The organism is Pseudomonas sp. RV120224-01b (assembly GCF_003208145.1).
Taxonomy (GTDB): domain Bacteria; phylum Pseudomonadota; class Gammaproteobacteria; order Pseudomonadales; family Pseudomonadaceae; genus Aquipseudomonas; species Aquipseudomonas monteilii.
The window spans coordinates 13,699-32,788 of the sequence record NZ_QKMQ01000023.1; the positions used below are offsets into that span (position 1 = coordinate 13,699).

15 protein-coding genes are annotated in these 19,090 nt (G+C 64.2%); 6 read left to right on the top strand and 9 right to left on the bottom strand.

Annotation, left to right across the window (positions count from 1 at the left end; all coding sequences use genetic code 11):
• Positions 1-8 precede the first annotated feature (8 nt).
• The 6 genes from N436_RS26120 to N436_RS26145 form a co-directional block, all read right to left on the bottom strand.
• The gene (locus tag N436_RS26120; RefSeq protein WP_105947507.1) at positions 9-620 is read right to left on the bottom strand and encodes a cell wall hydrolase; all 612 of its coding nucleotides are present in this window, start codon (positions 618-620) and stop codon (positions 9-11) included.
• Between the two features lie 33 nt (positions 621-653).
• A complete protein-coding gene (locus N436_RS26125) occupies positions 654-1,571 on the bottom strand; it encodes an AEC family transporter (protein ID WP_105947508.1) in 918 nt (305 codons plus the stop codon).
• Positions 1,572-1,807: 236 nt separating this feature from the next.
• Positions 1,808-2,671, bottom strand: a complete 864-nt coding sequence (locus N436_RS26130; RefSeq protein ID WP_105947509.1) for a LysR family transcriptional regulator — start codon at positions 2,669-2,671, stop codon at positions 1,808-1,810.
• Between the two features lie 158 nt (positions 2,672-2,829).
• Complete coding sequence (locus N436_RS26135) at positions 2,830-3,678, bottom strand: proline/glycine betaine ABC transporter permease (RefSeq protein WP_110742327.1); 849 nt, start codon at positions 3,676-3,678, stop codon at positions 2,830-2,832.
• Positions 3,675-4,691 carry an ABC transporter substrate-binding protein gene (locus N436_RS26140; RefSeq protein ID WP_110742328.1) on the bottom strand — a complete coding sequence of 339 codons (1,017 nt, stop codon included), beginning with the start codon at positions 4,689-4,691 and terminating at the stop codon, positions 3,675-3,677. The genes N436_RS26135 and N436_RS26140 overlap by 4 nt, the downstream gene beginning before the upstream one ends.
• Positions 4,692-4,786: 95 nt before the next feature.
• Positions 4,787-6,931, bottom strand: coding sequence for a methyl-accepting chemotaxis protein (locus N436_RS26145; RefSeq protein WP_105947512.1), 2,145 nt, complete (start codon positions 6,929-6,931; stop codon positions 4,787-4,789).
• Positions 6,932-7,156: 225 nt separating this feature from the next.
• Between N436_RS26145 and N436_RS26150 the strand changes: the two genes are divergently transcribed.
• Positions 7,157-8,476 carry a Na+/H+ antiporter family protein gene (locus tag N436_RS26150; protein ID WP_105947513.1) on the top strand — a complete coding sequence of 440 codons (1,320 nt, stop codon included), beginning with the start codon at positions 7,157-7,159 and terminating at the stop codon, positions 8,474-8,476.
• A gap of 13 nt (positions 8,477-8,489) precedes the next feature.
• On the opposite strand, the gene N436_RS26155 is transcribed toward N436_RS26150, so the two are convergent.
• The 3 genes from N436_RS26155 to N436_RS26165 all read right to left on the bottom strand — a co-directional run bounded on the left by N436_RS26155 (position 8,490) and on the right by N436_RS26165 (position 13,304).
• Complete coding sequence (locus N436_RS26155) at positions 8,490-9,497, bottom strand: FecR family protein (protein ID WP_105947514.1); 1,008 nt, start codon at positions 9,495-9,497, stop codon at positions 8,490-8,492.
• Between the two features lie 280 nt (positions 9,498-9,777).
• Positions 9,778-11,547 carry an acyl-CoA dehydrogenase C-terminal domain-containing protein gene (locus N436_RS26160; RefSeq protein ID WP_110742329.1) on the bottom strand — a complete coding sequence of 590 codons (1,770 nt, stop codon included), beginning with the start codon at positions 11,545-11,547 and terminating at the stop codon, positions 9,778-9,780.
• Between the two features lie 134 nt (positions 11,548-11,681).
• Positions 11,682-13,304, bottom strand: a complete 1,623-nt coding sequence (locus N436_RS26165; RefSeq protein ID WP_110742330.1) for an acyl-CoA synthetase — start codon at positions 13,302-13,304, stop codon at positions 11,682-11,684.
• A 195-nt stretch (positions 13,305-13,499) separates the two neighbouring features.
• Between N436_RS26165 and N436_RS26170 the strand changes: the two genes are divergently transcribed.
• The 5 genes from N436_RS26170 to N436_RS26190 all read left to right on the top strand — a co-directional run bounded on the left by N436_RS26170 (position 13,500) and on the right by N436_RS26190 (position 19,011).
• A complete protein-coding gene (locus N436_RS26170; protein WP_110742331.1) occupies positions 13,500-14,906 on the top strand; it encodes a sensor histidine kinase in 1,407 nt (468 codons plus the stop codon).
• A gap of 14 nt (positions 14,907-14,920) precedes the next feature.
• The gene (locus N436_RS26175) at positions 14,921-15,553 is read left to right on the top strand and encodes a response regulator transcription factor (RefSeq protein ID WP_177410903.1); all 633 of its coding nucleotides are present in this window, start codon (positions 14,921-14,923) and stop codon (positions 15,551-15,553) included.
• A gap of 228 nt (positions 15,554-15,781) precedes the next feature.
• A complete protein-coding gene (locus N436_RS26180; RefSeq protein ID WP_060496987.1) occupies positions 15,782-16,255 on the top strand; it encodes a MarR family winged helix-turn-helix transcriptional regulator in 474 nt (157 codons plus the stop codon).
• 30 nt (positions 16,256-16,285) lie between these two features.
• A complete protein-coding gene (locus N436_RS26185; protein WP_105947519.1) occupies positions 16,286-17,479 on the top strand; it encodes an HlyD family efflux transporter periplasmic adaptor subunit in 1,194 nt (397 codons plus the stop codon).
• Positions 17,476-19,011 (top strand): DHA2 family efflux MFS transporter permease subunit, encoded by a 1,536-nt coding sequence (locus N436_RS26190; RefSeq protein ID WP_105947520.1) that lies wholly within the window; start codon positions 17,476-17,478, stop codon positions 19,009-19,011. Before N436_RS26185 ends, N436_RS26190 begins: the two co-directional genes overlap by 4 nt.
• Positions 19,012-19,090 lie beyond the last annotated feature (79 nt).

The window sequence follows — 19,090 nt, forward strand, 5'->3', positions numbered from 1 at the left end:
GCAATGCGTCAACGGGCTAATGCCTGATTCGGCTTGTAGAACAGGAAATGTGTGGTCTGCGCCGTCTTGCGGTAAGTCTTGGCCCAGTCGGGGTGCACGGTGCGGTCGTGGAAGTACAGGGCGCCGCCGGTGGGGTCTTTCAACTGTTGGTTAAGCGCCTTGCGTGCGATTTCCTTGGCCACATCGTAGCGTTGCGCTTCCTCGACCTGGTCCGGGCGCCCGTCGCACCACCAGGAAAACTGGCACGCCTTGGTTTCCACGCCCTGTTTGACCACGCCGCAGATGGTATCGGGGAACCCATCGTGGCCCAGGCGGTTGAGCACCACACTGGCCACAGCCGACATGTCTTCGGCGTCGGCGCCCTTGGCTTCCCAGTAGATGGTGCGGGCCAGGCAGGTGATGCTGTCGTCCAGCGGTGCCTGGCCGGCGGGATCGACCGCCTGGGCTTCACCTGGGGTCAGTTTTTCTGCTTTCTTGGGAGGCGGGGCGTCTTCCACCACCTTTTCTTCAAGCACTTCGGCCTTGTCTTCAGCCACTGCGGCCTTGGCGGTGTCGGCTGCGTGCAAGGGGCCTGCGAGCAGGGCCGAGGTCAAGCCGATCAGGATCCAGGCAAGGCGCATGGGCAAGCTTCCGAAAGAGGGGCTGATACCAGTCTAGCCAAGCGTAAGCATTAGTACCAAAGGCAGGGTGGCTGCGGCGGCCACGGTCTGCAGGGCAATGATGGTGGCCATCAGTGGGGCGTTGCCACCCATTTGCCGGGCCATTACGTAGGACGAAGAGGCCGTAGGCAGGGCCTGGAACAGCACCGCCACGACCGCTGCCTGGCCACTCAGGCCAACCAGGCGACACAAGCCCCAGGTGGTCAGTGGCATAACCAGAAATTTGAACGCCGAGGCGGCCATCAACGGGCGCACTTGCTGGCCCAGGCTGGCGCCACCCAGTGCCGCGCCAACGCACAGCAGGCCCATCGGCAGGGCGGCCTGGCCCAGCGCCTTGACCGTGGGTTCGATGCCGGGCGGCAGGCCCAGCCCCGTCACCCGCAGCAGTAAGCCGCCCGCGCAGCCGACGATCAACGGGTTGGCGAAAATCGCCCTCAGCACCGTGGCCGGTGAACTGTGGCGGGCGCTGAAGCGGGCGAACACCAGCACGCACAGCAGGTTGACCAAGGGCACGATGGCGGCATTGGCCACCGCGGCCAGGGCGATGCCGGCGCTGCCGTAGATGCCGGCGGCCAGTGTGGCGCCAATGTAGTTGTTGAAGCGGATACCGCCCTGGAAGACCGACGTGAAGTCGGCACCGTCGTGGCTCACTGCGCCTTGGTACAGCACCAGCAGCAGCGCCCCGGCCAGGGTCGACAGCATCAGCACACCGACCATCCCCAGCACTGGCACGCCGTCGAGGTTGGCCGTGGCCAGGCCGTGCAGGAACAGCGAGGGAAGCAATACGTAGTAGCTCAGGCGTTCGGCACCCGGCCAGAAGCTTTCGGCCAGAAAGCCGCGAAGGCGCAGGAAGGTGCCCAGGGTAATCAGCAGGATGATCGGTAGCAGGGTGGTCAGCAGCAACGGGAGCATGGTCGACGTTCCGTGGTCGGGTACGCGCACAGACTACGGGTGAGAAAGGGTTTGTAAAAACGTTGTTTTCTGCACTGACTGTTGAGAAAAAATGCACGCTAGATGCCCTACGCGTCATTTGTGGGAGCGGGCGTGCCCGCGAAGAATCCAACGCGGTGGATGGCACCGGCTGCGCCGGTGTTCGCGGGCGCGCCCGCTCCCACAGAGATCACGCTAGAGCAGGCAGCTATGTGCAACTACGCCTCCAGCGCAGTCTTCAACACCGCACTCAAATGCCGCCGCTGGCTTTTCTCATGCTCCAGCAACACCACCCGCCGGGTCAGTTGCGGTTCGCCAAACGGCAGGCACGTGGCGGGTGGCAGGCGTTGCAGGTCGTCGTCCGCCATGGGGATGATCGCCACGCCCAGGCCCATCACGGCCATGCGCGCCAGGGCCTCCTGGCTGTCCAGTTCCATCTGCTCGCTCACCTGCAGATGCTGCCGGCGCAGTTCCTGCTCGATCTGCCGCCCGGCCCAGGCGCGTTTATCAAAGCGCAGGAACGGTTGGCTGGCCAGCAACTCGGCTACGCTGTGCCCAGCCAGTTCCGGGCTGGCGATGGCCCAGAAGCGGTCCTCGAACAGCGGTGTGAAGTCCAGGCTTTGCGGGTAGGGGCTGACCGGTTCGGTGGTGATCGCTGCATCGAGTTCGCCGTCCTCCACGCGCCGCGCCAGTTCCGCCGACATCCCTGACGCCACGCTGATATGCAATTGCGGATGGTGGGTCTTGATCCAGACCAGCGCCTTGGGCAGGCGCCGCGCCAGCACCGTGTGGATGGCCCCCAGGCGCAGACGGCCACGCAGGCTCGGGCCGCTGGCCAGGGCGTCGGCCAGTTCGTCATAGGCGCCCAGGATGGTTTCGGCACGCGCCACGGCCAACTGGCCGGCCTCGGTCAGTACCACCTGCCGACGGCTGCGGTCGAACAAGGTCACCTGCAATTCGTCTTCAAGGGTTTTGATGTGCAGGCTCACTGCCGAAGGTGTGAGGCTGAGCAGGTCGGCGGCGCGGGCGAAGGTGCCGTGGCGGGCAATGGTTACCAGGGTGCGCAGGGCTTTGAGGGACATGCGGATGAGGTCCGGTTTCAAGCTGACAGAGCTGTATTCTCAGGCCCGGCCCTATCGCCGGCAAGCCAGCTCCCACAAGTACCCCACAGGCAGCGGCCATTGTGGTGACCTTGTGGGAGCTGGCTTGCCGGCGATAGGGCACGGGCAGGCAACACTGTTCAGCGCCCGTTGCGCCCATACGCCTGGCTGATCCGGTCAATCACCATGGCCAACGCGACAATTGCCAGCCCGGCCTCCACACCTTGCCCCACATTCAGCGTCTGGATCCCCACCAGTACATCCTCACCCAACCCGCGGGCGCCGATCATCGAAGCCATCACCACCATTGACAGGGCCATCATTACGGACTGGTTCAGCCCGGCCATGATGCTCGGCAGCGCCAGCGGAAGGGCAACGCGCCGCAGGCGTTGCCAGCGGCTGGCCCCCAGACCATGCGCGGCCTGTAGCAGCGAGGGGTCGATCTGGCTCAGGCCCAGTTCGGTCAATCGCACCAGCGGCGGCAGGGCGTAGATCAATGTTGCAAACACGGCGGGCACCTTCCCCAGGCCGAACAGCATCAGCACCGGGATCAGGTAAACGAAAGCGGGCAGTGTCTGCATCACATCCAGCACCGGTAACAGCAGCCGCTTTGCCAGTGGCCGGGCAGCCAGCAGAATGCCCAGCGGCACGCCCACCAGCACGCACAGGCCGGTACTCACCAGCACCAAGGCCAAGGTTTGCAGCAGTTTGTCCCATAACCCGATCATGCCGATCAGGGCCAGCAGCGACACCAGCACCGCACTGCGCAGCAGGCTTCGGCTGGCGTGCCAGGCCAGCACGCCGACCAGCAGCAACAACAGCCACCACGGCAACAGGCGCAGCAGGTTTTCCAGGCCTACCAGCAATTGCAGCAACTGGTCGGAAACGCTACGCAAATGATCGCCGTAGTTCAGCACCAGCCAATCGACCAGCCGGTTGACGCTGTCGGCAAAGGAAAACTGCAAGGCTTGCGGGAAGCCGTTGCTCACAGGCTGCCCTCGACCTTGGCGGCGACTTCACTGGGCAGCCAGGCCTTCCAGACGTCACGGTTGTCACGCAGGAAGGCGAGGGCGGCATCGCGCGGCGGCGTGCGTTTTTCGCTCATGTCGGCCAGCGCCTTGTTGAGCCGGTCGATCGGCAAGTCGACTTGTTCGAACACCGTCACCAGGTCCGGGTAGCCTTCACGGAAGGCTTTGGACACGCCAATCGACAACTTCGCCGGCAGCGAACGGCTGCCCTGCGGGTTGGGGTTGCTGGCATCGGTGAGGGTGGCCCAGGCCTGGGCATCGAACGGTGGTTCTTCAAGCCGGATGAGCTTGTAGCGCCCCATCAATGGGGTCGGGTTCCAGTAGTAGAACAACACCGGCTGGCCACGGCGGATGGCTGAGCCGATTTCGGCATCCATCGCAGCGCCGGAGCCACTGCGGAAGTTGGTGTACAGCTTGTCCAGGCCGTATGCCTTGAGCTTCTGGCTGTTGACCGTTTCCGACGTCCAGCCACTGGGGCTGTTCAGGAAACGACCTTTGTCGGGCGACTCGGGGTCACGAAATACCTGCGGGTAACGCTTGAGGTCGTCGACATGGCGCAATTCGGGCGCCATGGGCTTCAATTTGCGCGCGGCGTCGCCCTCGATCACATACGCAGGCACCCACCAGCCTTCTTCGGCATTCTTCACCGTATCACCCAGTGCGAATACCTGGCCTGCCTGCTCGGCTTTGACCCACGCCGGGCTGCGTCCGGCCCACTCTTCGGCAATCACTTGCAGGTCGTTACGGGCCAGGGCCACCTCCATGCTGAGCGTGCTGCCGGGCAGGGTGTCTGTGGGGTAGCCGTAGCCGCGCTCCACGATCAGCCGCAGGATTTCGGTGGTGAGGGCGCCGCTTTCCCAGCCGATGGCACCGAAATGGATGGGTGGGCGTTGTTCTGCCGAAGCGGCACTGTCAGTACTTGCCAGGCCTACGGCCAGCAGCAGGCCGGCCAGCAGTGTTGAAATCTTCTTCATCCAGACCTCGTCGTTTGCCGCGCCTTGGGTGCAGGCAAGTGTAGACGACGAGGTTTGAGCGGCATTCAGGGCCGCACGAGGCGGCCCTGCCTGCCTCAGACGCGGAACTGGTCCATCAGCGCCTGCTGCTGGTTGGCCAGGCTGTTCAGCGACTGGCTGACCCGCGCCGACTCGTTGGCCTGGCCCGACAGCGACTCCGTGACGTCGCGGATGGTCGCCACGTTGCTGTTGATTTCTTCAGCCACCGCGCTTTGCTCCTCGGCGGCCGAGGCGATCTGCAGGTTCATGTCGGTAATCACGCTCACCGCCTGGCCGATACGCTGCAATGCCGTCACGGCCTGGCCAACCTGCTCGACGCCGCCCTGGGCCTGGCGATGGCTGTTGTCCATGGCGCCGACCACTTCGCGGGTGCCGGCCTGCAAGGCTTCGATCACCTGGCGGGTTTCTTCCACCGACTCCTGGGTACGCCGGGCCAGGTTGCGCACTTCATCGGCCACCACGGCAAAGCCACGGCCGGCTTCACCTGCGCGGGCAGCCTCGATGGCCGCGTTGAGGGCCAGCAGGTTGGTCTGCTCGGCAATCGAGCGGATCACCTCCAGCACCGAGCCGATCTTCTCGCTGTTCTGCGCCAGGCCCTGGACCTCGGCCATGGCGTCGCTCATGTTGGCGGCCAGGGCGTCGATGCTGGTGGTGGTGTGGTCGATCACCGCCAGGCCTTCACGGGTGGCCTGGTCGGCGTCGCGGGCAGCTTGCGCGGCCTGGGCCGCGCTGCGGGCCACGTCCTGGGCGGTGGCGCTCATTTCGTGCGAGGCGGTGGCCACCTGGTCGACCTGGCGGTACTGCTGTTCCATGCCGGCGCTGGTTTCACTGGCAATGGCCGAGGACTGGTCGGCGGTACCTCGGGCGGCCTGCACCGAGCGTTTGACCTCGGCGATGGTCGGCTGCAGCTTGTCGAGGAAGCGGTTGAACCAGCCGGCCAGCTCGCCCAGTTCGTCCTGTTTCTGGTAGGTCAGGCGGCGGGTCAGGTCGCCTTCACCGCTGGCAATGTCCTTGAGCATGGCGGCCACGCCAAGGATAGGACGGGTAACGCCACGGGCCATCAGCCACACCATCAGCAGGCCGGCAATGGCTGCAGCCAGGCCCAGGCCCAGCTCAAGCAGGGTGCCGCTGGTGTTCAGTGTGTCCAGTTCCTGCTTCAGCTTTTCGGCAGGCCCTGTCAGGGCGTTTTCCGGCACATCCAGCAGCACGCCCCAAGGCTGGGCGTCGGGGATCGGCCGGAACGCGGCCAGCACTTTCAGGCGCTGTTGGTCGTGCAGGATGGTCATCTTGCCATCGGCCAGCTTGCGCACCAGCTCGGCGCCCTTGGTCGGGTCCACCTGATCGAAGCGCTGGGCCAGCTTGCTGGCGTCTGCGCTGTAGCCGGCCAGCAGGCCGACCGGGCTGAGGATGCCGACCGTGGTGCGGCCTTCGTACAGGCTGCGGCTGGCTTCCTGGCTCAGGGCCTGCAGGCTGTTGAGGTTGATGTCGATGGACAGGGTGGCAATGATCTTGCCGTTGACCGTCAGCGGGAAGACGATGCTGGTCATCAGCACCTGCTGGCCATCGATGTCGTAAAAGTACGGCTCCACCACGCACACCTTGCCGGTGGTGCGCGGGCACACCCACCAGGTGTTGGCCGGCTGGCCGCTGGGGCCGATCTCGGTGTTGGCCATGTCATGCTCGGGCAGCGCCATGGCGGTCAGCTGGCCGGCGCGTGGTTGCGACCAGTACAGGGCAAAGCGCCCGGTTTCGTTGCTGCCCAGCTCCGCCTTGCCGGCAAACAGGCTGTCCTTGCTGTCCAGTGCGTTGGGTTCGAACACCAGCGAGAGGCCAAGCAGGTCGGGGTTGGCCTGCAGTGCGGCGCGCACTTGGCGGGTAATGTCCTCGCGCAGGTCAAAGGCATCGAGAAAGCGCTTCTCTGCCTGTTCACGCAAGAACAACACTTGACGGGCGAAGCCGGCGCCGTACTGGTAGGCGTCCATGAACTGGCGGCGGATGTTCAACGCCTGCACCTCACCTTGCGATTCGATGCGCGACTGCGCCGCTTCGGTCAGCATTTGCATGCTGCTGGCCTTGACCAGGTCTGAGCTGTGGTCCATGCGGTACAGCGACAGGCCGACGAGCAAAGTGACGATGCCGGCCAGGCAGAGACCGGCGAGCAGGGTGATCTTCCACTGGATGGAAAGTTGTCGCAAAGGCATGGGGGCGGATCCCTTGTAATAAGAGTGTGGCTAGCGACTGTGTCGGCGGGCGCGGTTTTTTCTTTATTCAAACGTTCAATTTAATTGTTGCGGCCGCTTGCGCTCCCACAGTGATCACGTGTTCCTTCAGGCATTGGTAATGCGCCGCAACATGGCGCTTTTGACATCTGCCGCCCACTGCTTCAGAGTTCGCGCTTTTTTCTGTCGTAATGAGGTAAGCCAACCATGAATGCAGTGATCGCCGCGGTCGGCATCATGCTGATACTCAGCCTGTCCCGCGTGCACGTGGTCATCGCCCTGATCATTGGCGCCCTGGTCGGTGGGCTGGTGGGCGGCCTGGGCGTCGAAGGCACGCTCAAGGCCTTCAACGGCGGCCTGGGCGGTGGTGCCACGGTGGCTTTGTCGTATGCACTGTTGGGCGCTTTTGCGGTGGCCATCGCCAAGTCCGGCCTGGCCCATGCCTTGGCTGACCGTGCACTGGCCATGATCGATCGCCAGGGCCACGCCAATGGCGGCAAGGTCAAATGGCTGATGATTGGCCTGATGCTGGTGGTGGCGGTGTCGTCGCAGAACATCCTGCCCATCCACATTGCCTTCATCCCGCTGCTGGTGCCGCCGCTTTTGTATGTGCTGACCCGTTTGCGCATCGACCGCCGGCTGATCGCCTGCGTCATCACCTTCGGGCTGATTACCCCGTACATGTTCCTGCCGGTGGGCTTTGGCAACATCTTCCTCAACGAAATCCTGCTGGCCAACGTTGCCCGTGCCGGTGTCGATGTGAGTGGCGTCAATGTCACCCACGCCATGGCCATCCCGGCGGCAGGCATGCTCGCAGGCCTGTTGCTTGCCGTCTTCATCAGCTACCGCAAGAAGCGTGACTACGACCTGGCCCGCATCGAGCAGGTGGAGCAGGTGAGCGTGCAGTACAACCCGCTGACACTGCTGGTGGCCGGGCTGGCAATTGCCGCAGCGTTCATCGTCCAGCTGTTGCTGGATTCGATGATCATCGGGGCCATGGTCGGCTTCCTGATTTTCTCGCTGTCGGGCATCGTCAAATGGAAGGACACTGATGACCTGTTCACCGAGGGCATGAAGATGATGGCCATGATCGGCTTCATCATGATTGCCGCTTCGGGCTTTGCCGATGTGATGAAGGCCACCGGTGAGGTGAAAAGCCTGGTGGAAACCTCGGCGCAGTGGATCGACCACAGCAAGGGCATCGGCGCCTTGCTGATGCTGCTGGTGGGCCTGCTGGTGACCATGGGTATCGGCTCGTCATTCTCCACTGTGCCGATCCTGGCCGCGATCTTCGTGCCGCTGTGCGTGCAACTGGGCTTCGACCCGGTGGCCACGGTGTGCATCGTTGGCACTGCCGGTGCCTTGGGAGATGCGGGCTCGCCGGCTTCGGACTCGACCCTGGGCCCAACCTCGGGCCTGAACGTCGACGGCCAGCATCATCATATCTGGGACACCGTGGTGCCGACCTTCATCCACTACAACCTGCCGCTGCTGGCGTTCGGCTGGCTGGCTGCGATGACCTTGTAAGGCGGGGAGGGCGTCAGCCCTTGTCGGGCGGCGGCGAGATGCGGTTGAGCACGGTGCTGCCGTCCTTGCTGCGGGTCAGGTAGACCGGCAGCACCTTGGGCAGGTTGTTGACCAGGCGCCCCACTTCACGGGTGTTGTAAATGCCGCTGATGCGGATACGACCGGTGCTGGCATCGGCCAGCAGCAGCGGCGCGTCGAGGTAGCGGTTGATCACCGGCAGCGCCTGTTCCAGGCTCAGGTTGTCGAGCACCAGCTTGCCGCTGCGCCAGGCCAGGCTGTTGCCGTAGTCGTCGCTCTGCTCCAGTTGGGGCTCGAAATCGCCCTGGTGGTAGCTGGCCTGCATGCCAGGCCCAAGGCGATAGCCACCGGTGCTGCCGTCGCTGGACACCAGCACCGAGCCTTCTACCAGGGTGACCTTGACCTGGTCCTGGTATTTCCACACGTTGAACTGGGTGCCGGTGACCCGTGTCTGGCCGCGACCGGCGCGCACGATGAACGGGTGGTTGCTGTCGTGCTGAACCTTGAAGAACGCCTCGCCGCGCTTGAGCGTGACCTGGCGCTGGTCCTTGTAGTTGAGGTAGGTGAGCTCGGTATTGAGGTTGAGCTGCACCGTGCTGCCGTCGCTCAACTCCACGGTCTGCATGCGGTCACTGGCTTCGAAGTGCTGGTAGTGGTTGGGCAGCCAACCTTGTTCCCAGCCCACCCAGCCGGCCAGCGGCAGTACCGCCAGGGCGATGGCTGCGGCAGATGCCAGCGGGCGCCAGCTGCGTGGACGCGCAGGGTGTCGGGCAGGCGGGTTGAACTCGACGACAGTGGCGGTGCGTGGCAACAGGTCGGCGGTTTGCCAGATTTCCAGCATCGCCTCGTATTCCTCGGCATGCCGCGGATCTGCTGCCAGCCAGCGGGCGAAAGCCTCGCGCTCGCCAGCCGTGCAGTCTTCGGCGTGCAGGCGCATGCACCAATGCGCGGCGGCGTCGGTGATGGCATCGTCAGGGCTGGGATTGAGGCGGTCGTGGTTCATTGCGGCTCCGGGTTTTGCGCATTCTACCCTTGCTAGAGGGCTCCCGAGAACCGACGTAATGGCGAATGACTATCAGTTGTGCCGTTTTTTCGTCGGATTTGCAACGGTTTTTCAGCGTTTGAGAACCCTTCGCGCAAGTAAATGCAGGCTTGAGATCCTTGGGGCTGCTGCGCAGCCCATCGCCGGCAAGCCAGGCTCCCACAGGGACTGCACAAGGTTTGCGGCCTGTGCAATATCTGTGGGAGCCTGGCTTGCCAGCGATGGGGCCGGCGCAGGATTGTCAGAATTGTTCGGCTGGCATCCCATAAAGGCTGTCACTACCCGCCCGAATACTGGCCTCAAGCCCCATCCCACGCGGCAAAACCCGTTGGAAGAAGAACGCCGCACACGCCAGCTTGGCCCCATGGAAGTCAGCGTCCTCGCCCTGCTTGGCCAACGCCACTGCCGCCATCCGCGCCCACATGTAGGCATATGCCGTCAGCCCGAACAGCTGCAGGTACTCTACCGCCACCGAGCTGACCAGGTTGGCGTCCTCGCCGACACGCGCCCGCAGCCACGCACTGGTCGCCTCCAACCGCGCCAGGCTTGCCTGCAGGGCTTCGCGGTGCAACGGGGCATCCACGCTGAAACTCCGCACTTCGGCGGCAAAGCTGGCCAGCGCCTGGCCGCCGTCGGCCAGTACCTTGCGGCCGAGCAGGTCCAGGGCCTGAATACCGTTGGTACCTTCATAAATCTGTGCAATGCGCACGTCACGCACCCGCTGCTCCTGCCCCCACTCGCGGATATAGCCGTGGCCGCCATACACCTGCTGGCCAAGCACGCAGCTTTCCAGGCCGTTGTCAGTGAAAAACGCCTTGGCCACTGGCGTCAACAGCGCCACCAGGCGCTGGGCATGTTCGCGTTCGCCGGCGTCTTCAGCGTAACGGGCCAGGTCCAGCTGCTGTCCAACGTAGGCGGCAAACGCCCGGCCACCTTCGGTGAGGGTGCGCATGGTCAGCAGCATGCGCCGTACATCGCCGTGGTGGATGATGGGGTCGGCCGCCTTGTCCTGCGCCTGCGGGCCGCTGGCGGCGCGGCTTTGCAGGCGCTCGTTGGCGTAACGGGCGGCGCTTTGGTAAGAGGCTTCGGCACAACCGATGCCCTGGATACCGATGGACAGGCGCTCGTAGTTCATCATGGTGAACATGGCTGCCAGGCCCTTGTTCGGCTCGCCCACCAGGTAACCGATGGCACCATCGAAGTTCATTACGCAGGTGGCCGATGCCTTGATGCCCATCTTGTGCTCGATCGAGCCGCAATGGGCGGCGTTGCGTGGGCCCAGGCTGCCGTCGGCCTCGACCAGGTACTTCGGCACCAGGAACAGCGAGATGCCTTTGGCGCCAGCGGGCGCATCCGGCAGTTTGGCCAGCACCAGGTGGACGATGTTCTCGGTCAGGTCCTGCTCGCCGCCGGTGATGAAAATCTTGCTGCCACTGATGTGATAGCTGCCATCGGCCTGGGGTTCGGCGCGCGTGCGGATCAGCCCCAGGTCGGTGCCGGCGTGGGGTTCGGTGAGGCACATGGTGCCCGCCCAGCGGCCTTCGTACAGGGGTGGCAAGTAAGTGGCCTTGAGCGTTTCGCTGGCGTGGGCATCGATGGCCAGGCAGCTGCCAGCACTCAAGGCCGAATACAGGCTGAAGCTGCAATCGGCGGCGTAGAGCATTTCTTCGAACAGTACGCCCAGCATTTTCGGCATCCCCATGCCGCCATACGCCGGGTTACCGCCCAGGCCCACCCAGCCGCCTTCGCGGTAGGTGTGCCAGGCCTCGCGGAAACCGTCTGGCGTAGTGACCTGGCCTGCTTCGAAGTGCACGCCTTGTTCGTCGCCGTTGCGGCTGAGCGGGGCGATCAGCTGGCCGGTGACTTTGGCGGCTTCTTCGAGGATGGCGTCGGCGGTGTCGGCGTCGATGCGTTCGGCCAGGGCAGGCAGGCGGGCCCACAGGGCCGGGGCGTTGAATACGTCGTGCAGGACGAAGCGCATGTCGCGCAGTGGGGCTGAATAGGTCGTCATCGTTGGCTCTTGAAGGGGAGAAATCAGGTTTGGCTTCTTCGCGGGCATGCCCGCTCCCACAGGTACTACGCAACGTTTGGATTCGGTGCGTTCCCTGTGGGAGCGGGCGTGCCCGCGAAGAGGCCACTACGGGATCAGAGGGCTTTGGCCCGGTCGCGCAGCACGTACTTCTGGATCTTGCCGGTGGAGGTTTTCGGCAGCTCGCCAAACACCACGGTCTTGGGCACCTTGAACCCGGCCAAGTGCTCGCGGCACCAGTTGGTGATGTCGGCTTCGCGGGTGTCTTCCCGGCCAGGCTTCAGGGCTACGAAGGCGCACGGGGTTTCCCCCCATTTTTCATCCGGGCGCGCCACCACGGCGGCCTCGAGCACCGCCGGGTGTTTGTACAGGGCGTCCTCGACCTCGATGGTGGAAATGTTCTCGCCACCGGAAATGATGATGTCCTTGAGCCGGTCCTTGATCTCCACATAGCCATCGGCATGCCACACCGCCAGGTCGCCCGTGTGGAACCAGCCGCCGCGGAAGGCTTCGGCGGTGGCCTCGGGGTTTTTCAGGTAGCCCTTCATCACCGTGTTTCCGCGCATGAAAATCTCGCCCAGCGTGTTGCCGTCGCGCGGCACCGGCTCGAGGGTTTGCGGGTCGGCAACCATCAGGCCGTCGAGGGTCGGGTAACGCACACCTTGGCGTGACTTGATGCGCGCGCGTTCTTCCAGCGTCAGTTCGTCCCACTCGTCATGCCAGGCACACACGGTCACCGGGCCGTAGACTTCGGTCAGGCCGTAGGTGTGGGTAACCTGGATGCCCATTTCTTCCACGGCACCGATCACCTTGGCCGGTGGTGCGGCGCCGGCCACCATGGCCTGCACCGGGTGCTCGATGGCGGCCTTGGCGGCTTCCGGCATGTTGACCAAAGCGTTGAGCACGATCGGTGCGCCGCACAGGTGGCTGACCCGGTGTTCGCGGATAAGGTTAAGGATCTTCTGCGGGTCGACCCGGCGCAGGAAAACATGCGTACCGGCCAGGGCGGTGATGGTCCAGGGGTAGCACCAGCCGTTGCAGTGGAACATCGGCAAGGTCCACAGGTACACCGGGCGATGCCCCATGGCCCAGGTCATCTGGTTACCCAAGGCGTTCAGGTAGGCGCCACGGTGGTGGTAGACCACGCCTTTTGGGTTACCGGTGGTGCCGGAGGTGTAGTTGAGCGAAATGGCCTGCCACTCGTCATCCGGCCACTCCCAGGCATATTCCGGGTCGCCCTCGGCGAGCAGGGCCTCGTAGTCCAGCTCACTGACCGCACGGCCTTCGCCGTACTCGGGGTCATCCACGTCCACTACCAATGGCGGATGTTCGAGCAGCGCCAGGGCGGCTTCAATCACCGCATGGAACTCGCGGTCGGTAATCAGCACCTTGGCCTCGCCGTGCTGCAGCATGAAGGCGATGGCCTCGGCGTCCAGGCGTACGTTCAGGGTATTGAGCACGGCACCGGTCATGGGCACGCCAAAGTGGGCTTCGAGCATGGCCGGGGTGTTGGGCAGCATCACTGCCACGGTGTCGCCACGGCCGATGCCGCGGCCCACCAGGGCACTGGCCAGGCGGCGGCAGCGTTGGTAGGTGTCTTGCCAGTTGCGGCGGATGGCGCCGTGGATCACGGCGGGGTAGTTGCCGTAAACGGCAGCAGTGCGTTCGATGAAACTCAGCGGGGTGAGGGCGACATGGTTGACGGCAGCGGGCATCAGGCCCTGGGCATAGATCGACATGCGGTAATCCTGTAAGGGAGGCAGGCGCAGCCTGTGCGCTTGGCCCCCGGTGGCTGATTGTTAGCTCTGTTCAGGGTGCGGGAAGGCGTACGGTAGGCTGCCTTCCTCTGTCGCAGTTTTACGCGAACCGCTATGGTAGTAGGAATATCGACTATAGCAATATAGTAAAACTACTATAACAACGAGCCGCCTACCGTGGACAAGACCGCTTATCCCTTGCTCGCCAAGGACCCTCAACCCAGCCTGCTGCTGGCCGATGACGCCAGGCCGCTGGCGCTCAACCCCGCGCTGCAAGCCTGGGTAGATGAAGGCCCGGGGCTGGCCAGCTGGCTGCCGGCCAACTGCGCCGCGCTGGTACGTGCCTGCCTGCGCCAGCACCGGGCGATTGCCGATGTCGAAGTGCAGGTGGGTGAGCGCATCGTGCTGTGGACGTTCATGCCTGATGACCAGGGCCAGCAGGTGCTAGGGCGCTGCCGTGACGCCAGCGAAGAGCGCCAGGGCGCGCGTGAGGCCAGCCGTGCACGGCGCTTGTATCGGTTGATCATCGAGAACACCACCGACCTGATCTCCCGGCACAGCCCCGATGGCCGCTTTCTCGATGCTTCTCCGGCCGCATTCCGCCTGCTCGGGTTGTGGCCCGAGCAACTGCGCGGCATGCCCGTGCACAGCTTGCTGCACCCGCGCGAGCGGCGCCAGGTGCTGCGCCAGGCGGCAGCGGCGCTGGACCAGGATGGCTACCACACCATGACCTGCCGGGTACGCCAGGCTGCGGGTGGTTACCGCTGGTTCGAAATCGCCAGCCGGGCCATCCGCGAAACCTACACCGGCACGGTGGTGGAGGTGGTCAGCGTGTCCCGCGACATCACCTTGCGCATCGAAGCCCAGGAAAGCCTGGCGCACAGTGCCCGGCTGGCCACCCTCGGCGAACTGGCCTCGGGCATCGCCCACGAGATCAACCAGCCGTTGGCTGCGGTGGTCAATTACGCCAACGCCAGCTTGCGCTACCTGTCGAGCATCGAGCGCGACCCGCAGGCCCGTGAGCGTGTAGGGCAGGGGCTGCAACGCATCAGCGAACAGGCTACCCACGCCGCTGAAGTGATCCGCCGCTTGCGCGCCTTCCTGCGCAAGGGGCCACGGAACCTGCAGGCGCTGGACGTGACCGAGGTCGCCGAAGAGGCCATGCGCTTGTGCGCGTGGGAGGCCGCGCGCGACCAAGTGACGGTGGAGCTGCACATGAGTACGCAATTACCCTTGGTGTACGCCGACCGGGTGTTGCTGGAACAGGTTCTGCTCAACCTGTTGCGCAATGCCATCGATGCCAACCGCGAGCAGCAGGGCGAACGGCCGTCACGTATCCTGCTCGGCGCTGCGCGTGATGGCGACGGCGTGCTGGTCGAGGTGGCTGACCAGGGACCGGGTGTGGACCCCGAGCGCCTGGACGAAATCTTCACGCCGTTCACTACCAGCAAGGCCGACGGCCTGGGCCTGGGTTTGAGCATGAGCCGCAGCCTGATCGAAGGCTTTGGCGGCAGCCTGTGGGCGCGGGCGGGTGACAACGGCGGTCTGGTATTGTGCTGCCGCCTGGCGGTCAGCAGGGGATAAGGGGGGAGTTGAGGGTGCAAGCGAAAGTGTATGTGGTCGATGACGACCAAGGGATGCGCGACTCGACGGTCTGGCTGCTGGAATCGGTGGGTTTGCAGGCCTTGCCCTTTGTCAGTGGGCAGGCATTTCTCGATGCCTGCGTCGACGATGGGCCTGCCTGTGTGCTGCTGGATGTGCGCATGCCGGGGCTGGGCGGGCTTGCGGTACAGCAGGCAATGCGCGAGCGCGGCCTGGCGCTGCCGGTGATCTTCGTCAGTGGCCATGCCGATGTGCCGATCGTGGTGCGTGCGTTCAAGGCTGGCGCCTGCGACTTCATCGAAAAGCCTTACAACGACCAGTTGCTGCTCGACAGCGTGCAGGCCGCGCTGGAGCGTGCCACGCGTGCGCGGCAGGGTGATCAGGCATTGGCCCAGGTGCAGGCGCGTATCGACGGCCTGACGCCGCGCGAGCGTGACGTGTTCGTGCCGCTTGCACAGGGGTTGAACAACCGAGAGATTGCCGAGCAACTGGGCATCAGCGTAAAGACCGTGGACCTGTACCGGGGGCGTGTGATGAAGCGTTTGCAGGCGGATAGCCTGGCAGAACTGGTGGGCATGGCGATTGCCTGCGGGGCTGTTGCGGCACTTGGCCTGAGCGCACGGTATTAACAGCAATCACAGATCCCTGTAGGAGCGGGCGTGCCCGCGAAACAAGCAGCGCGCAGGATGGCACGGGCTTCGCCCGTGTTCGCGGGCGCGCCCGCTCCCACACTGAGAAGGGCGCAGGGCTTCAGATTTGCACTTGAATCATGAAATTTTACATAGCTACCTAATCAAAGCTTTGACATTCACTGCCTAGGCAGTAATATTTTCACACAATTACCCGAGCAATCCCCGATGGCCCATTTTTCCCCCGAAAACTTCCAGACCTGCGCCATCGGCATGTTGCTCGGCCGCGCAGCGATCCTGAAGGACCGCATTCTCGACTGGCACCTTGAGTCAGAGGGCGTCACCGCCGCGCAGTTCAAGGTGCTGATCATCGTCACCCAGTACCAGGTGGACACCCCGGCCGAGCTGTGCCGCTACCTGGGTCTGGACAGCGGTTCGATGACCCGCATGCTCGACCGCCTCGAACAGAAGGACCTGATCGTGCGCAACCGCTGCGCCGACGACCGCCGCCAGGTACGCCTGGCGCTCACCGCCGACGGCCAGCGCCTGGCCGACCGCCTGCCGGAAATTGGCGCTGCCGCCATGAACGAATTGTGCGGCGTGCTGGCACCGGAAGAGCTCAAGGCCCTGGAAGGCCTGCTGGCCAAGGTGCTGCTCAGTGCTGGCGACCCGTTGACGATCCGCCGTTTTGGCGACCGTTGAACCCTGTCACGAATTATCCAAGGTATTGTCATGGCCACTCCCGCAGACACCCCGACTCCCTCCGCCGCGCCAGAGCCGTCGCGCAAGCGCAAGGCCTGGCTGCTTGGCCTGGTGTTGTTGCTGATCCTTGCCGGTATCGGCACCTGGGCCTGGTACAGCCTGGTCGGGCGCTGGCACGAAAGCACCGACGATGCCTACGTCAATGGCAACGTGGTGGAGATCACCCCGCTGGTCACCGGCACCGTCACCAGCATTGGTGCCGATGACGGCGACCTGGTCCACGCCGGCCAGGTGTTGCTGCAATTCGACCCGGCCGACAGCGAGGTGGCCTTGCAGTCCGCCGAGGCGAAGCTGGCGCGCAGCGTGCGGCAGGTACGCGGGCTGTACAGCAACGTCGACTCGCTCAAGGCTCAGCTGGAAACCCGCCAGGCCGAATTGCGCAAGGCACAGCAGGACTTCAACCGGCGCAAGGTGCTGGCCGACAGCGGTGCCATTGCCGCAGAAGAGCTGTCCCATGCTCGCGACGACCTGAGTGTCGCCCAGGCGGCCGTCAACAGTGCCCGCCAGCAACTCAGCACCAGCAGCGCGCTGGTCGATGACACCGTGGTGTCTTCGCATCCCGAAGTGATGGCTGCTGCTGCCGACCTGCGTCAGGCCTACCTCGACCATGCCCGTACCACCCTGGTGGCACCGGTGACCGGCTACGTTGCCAAGCGCACCGTGCAACTGGGCCAGCGCCTGCAACCGGGCACTGCGACCATGGCGGTGATCCCGCTGGACCAGGTGTGGATCGATGCCAACTTCAAGGAAACCCAGCTGCGTGACATGCGCATCGGCCAGCCGGTGCAGATCAGCGCCGACCTGTACGGCAGCGAGGTCAAGTACAGCGGCACGGTGGACAGCCTGGGGGCCGGTACCGGTAGCGCCTTCGCGCTGTTGCCGGCACAGAACGCCACTGGCAACTGGATCAAGATCGTGCAGCGGGTGCCGGTGCGTATTCACCTCAGCCCTGACCAGCTCAAGGACCACCCGTTGCGCATCGGCCTGTCCACGGTGGTGGAAGTCGACCTGCACGACCAGAGCGGTCCGGCCCTGGCCCAACAGCCGCCGCAACAGGCCAGCTACACCACGCAGGTGTACGACCGTCAGTTGGTCGAGGCCGATAACCTGATCGCCCGGCTGATCCACGAAAACAGCGCAACCGGCAAGACGGCCCAGCGATGAGCAACAACGCCGCTGCCCAGTTCACGCCGCCGAGCCTGTTGCTGACCACCATCGGCCTGTCGCTGGCGACGTTCATGCAGGTGCTCGACACCACCATCGCCAACGTGGCGTTGCCGACCATTTCCGGCAACCTGGGGGTGAGTTACGAGCAGGGCACCTGGGTCATCACGTCGTTCGCGGTGAGCAACGCCATCGCCTTGCCGCTGACCGGTTGGCTGAGCCGGCGGTTTGGTGAGGTGAAACTGTTCATCTGGGCCACGCTGCTGTTCGTGCTGGCCTCGTTCCTGTGCGGTATCGCCCAGTCGATGCCGGAGCTGGTCGGCTTTCGCGTGTTGCAGGGGGTGGTTGCCGGGCCGTTGTACCCGATGACCCAGACCTTGCTGATTGCCGTGTACCCCCCGGCCAAGCGGGGGATGGCGTTGGCGCTGCTGGCGATGGTCACGGTGGTGGCGCCGATTGCCGGGCCGATTCTGGGGGGCTGGATTACCGACAGCTACAGCTGGCCGTGGATCTTCTTCATCAACGTACCCATCGGCCTGTTCGCCGCCGCCGTCGTGCGCCAGCAGATGCGTACGCGGCCTGTGGTCACCAGCCGCCAGCCGATGGATTACATCGGTTTGCTCACGTTGATCATCGGTGTCGGCGCGTTGCAGGTGGTGCTGGACAAAGGCAATGACCTGGATTGGTTCGAGTCTTCGTTCATCATCGTCGGCAGCCTGATTTCGGTGGTGTTTCTGGCCGTGTTCGTGATCTGGGAGCTGACCGACCGCCACCCTGTGGTGAACTTGCGCCTGTTCGTGCACCGTAACTTCCGGGTTGGCACCATTGTGTTGGTCGGGGGGTATGCGGGGTTCTTCGGCATCAACCTGATCCTGCCGCAATGGTTGCAGACGCAGATGGGCTATACCGCTACCTGGGCGGGCCTGGCGGTGGCGCCAATCGGCTTGCTGCCGGTGATCATGTCGCCGTTCGTGGGCAAGTATGCGCACCGGTTCGACCTGCGGGTGCTGGCGGGGCTGGCGTTTCTGGCGATCGGTACCAGCTGCTACATGCGTGCGGGCTTCACCAGTGAGGTGGACTTCCAGCATGTGGCCTTGGTGCAGTTGTTCATGGGTATTGGTGTGGCGCTGTTCTTCATGCCGACCTTGAGCATTCTGCTGTCTGATCTGCCGCCGCACCAGATCGCCGACGGTTCGGGGCTGGCGACCTTCCTGCGTACGCTGGGGGGGAGTTTTGCGGCTTCGTTGACAACCTGGATCTGGATTCGTCGGGCGGATCAGCACCATGCTTACCTGAGCGAGAATATCAGCCAGTTCGACCCGGCTACGCGGCATACGCTGGAGCAACTGGGTGGGGCTAACCCGCAGAGCTATGCGCAACTTGAGCAGATACTCAATGGGCAGGCGTACATGATGTCGACGGTGGATTACTTCACCTTGATGACCTGGGTGTTTGCCGGGTTGATCTTGCTGGTGTGGTTTGCCAAGCCGCCGTTTACGGCCAAGGCGGGGCCGGCGTCGGCGGGGCATTGAGCTGGGCTAGTAGGGCCAAAGCAAGATCAAGATTGAGAGCGGGGCGGTGTTTGGGCTGACTTTGGTCATTCCCATGCAC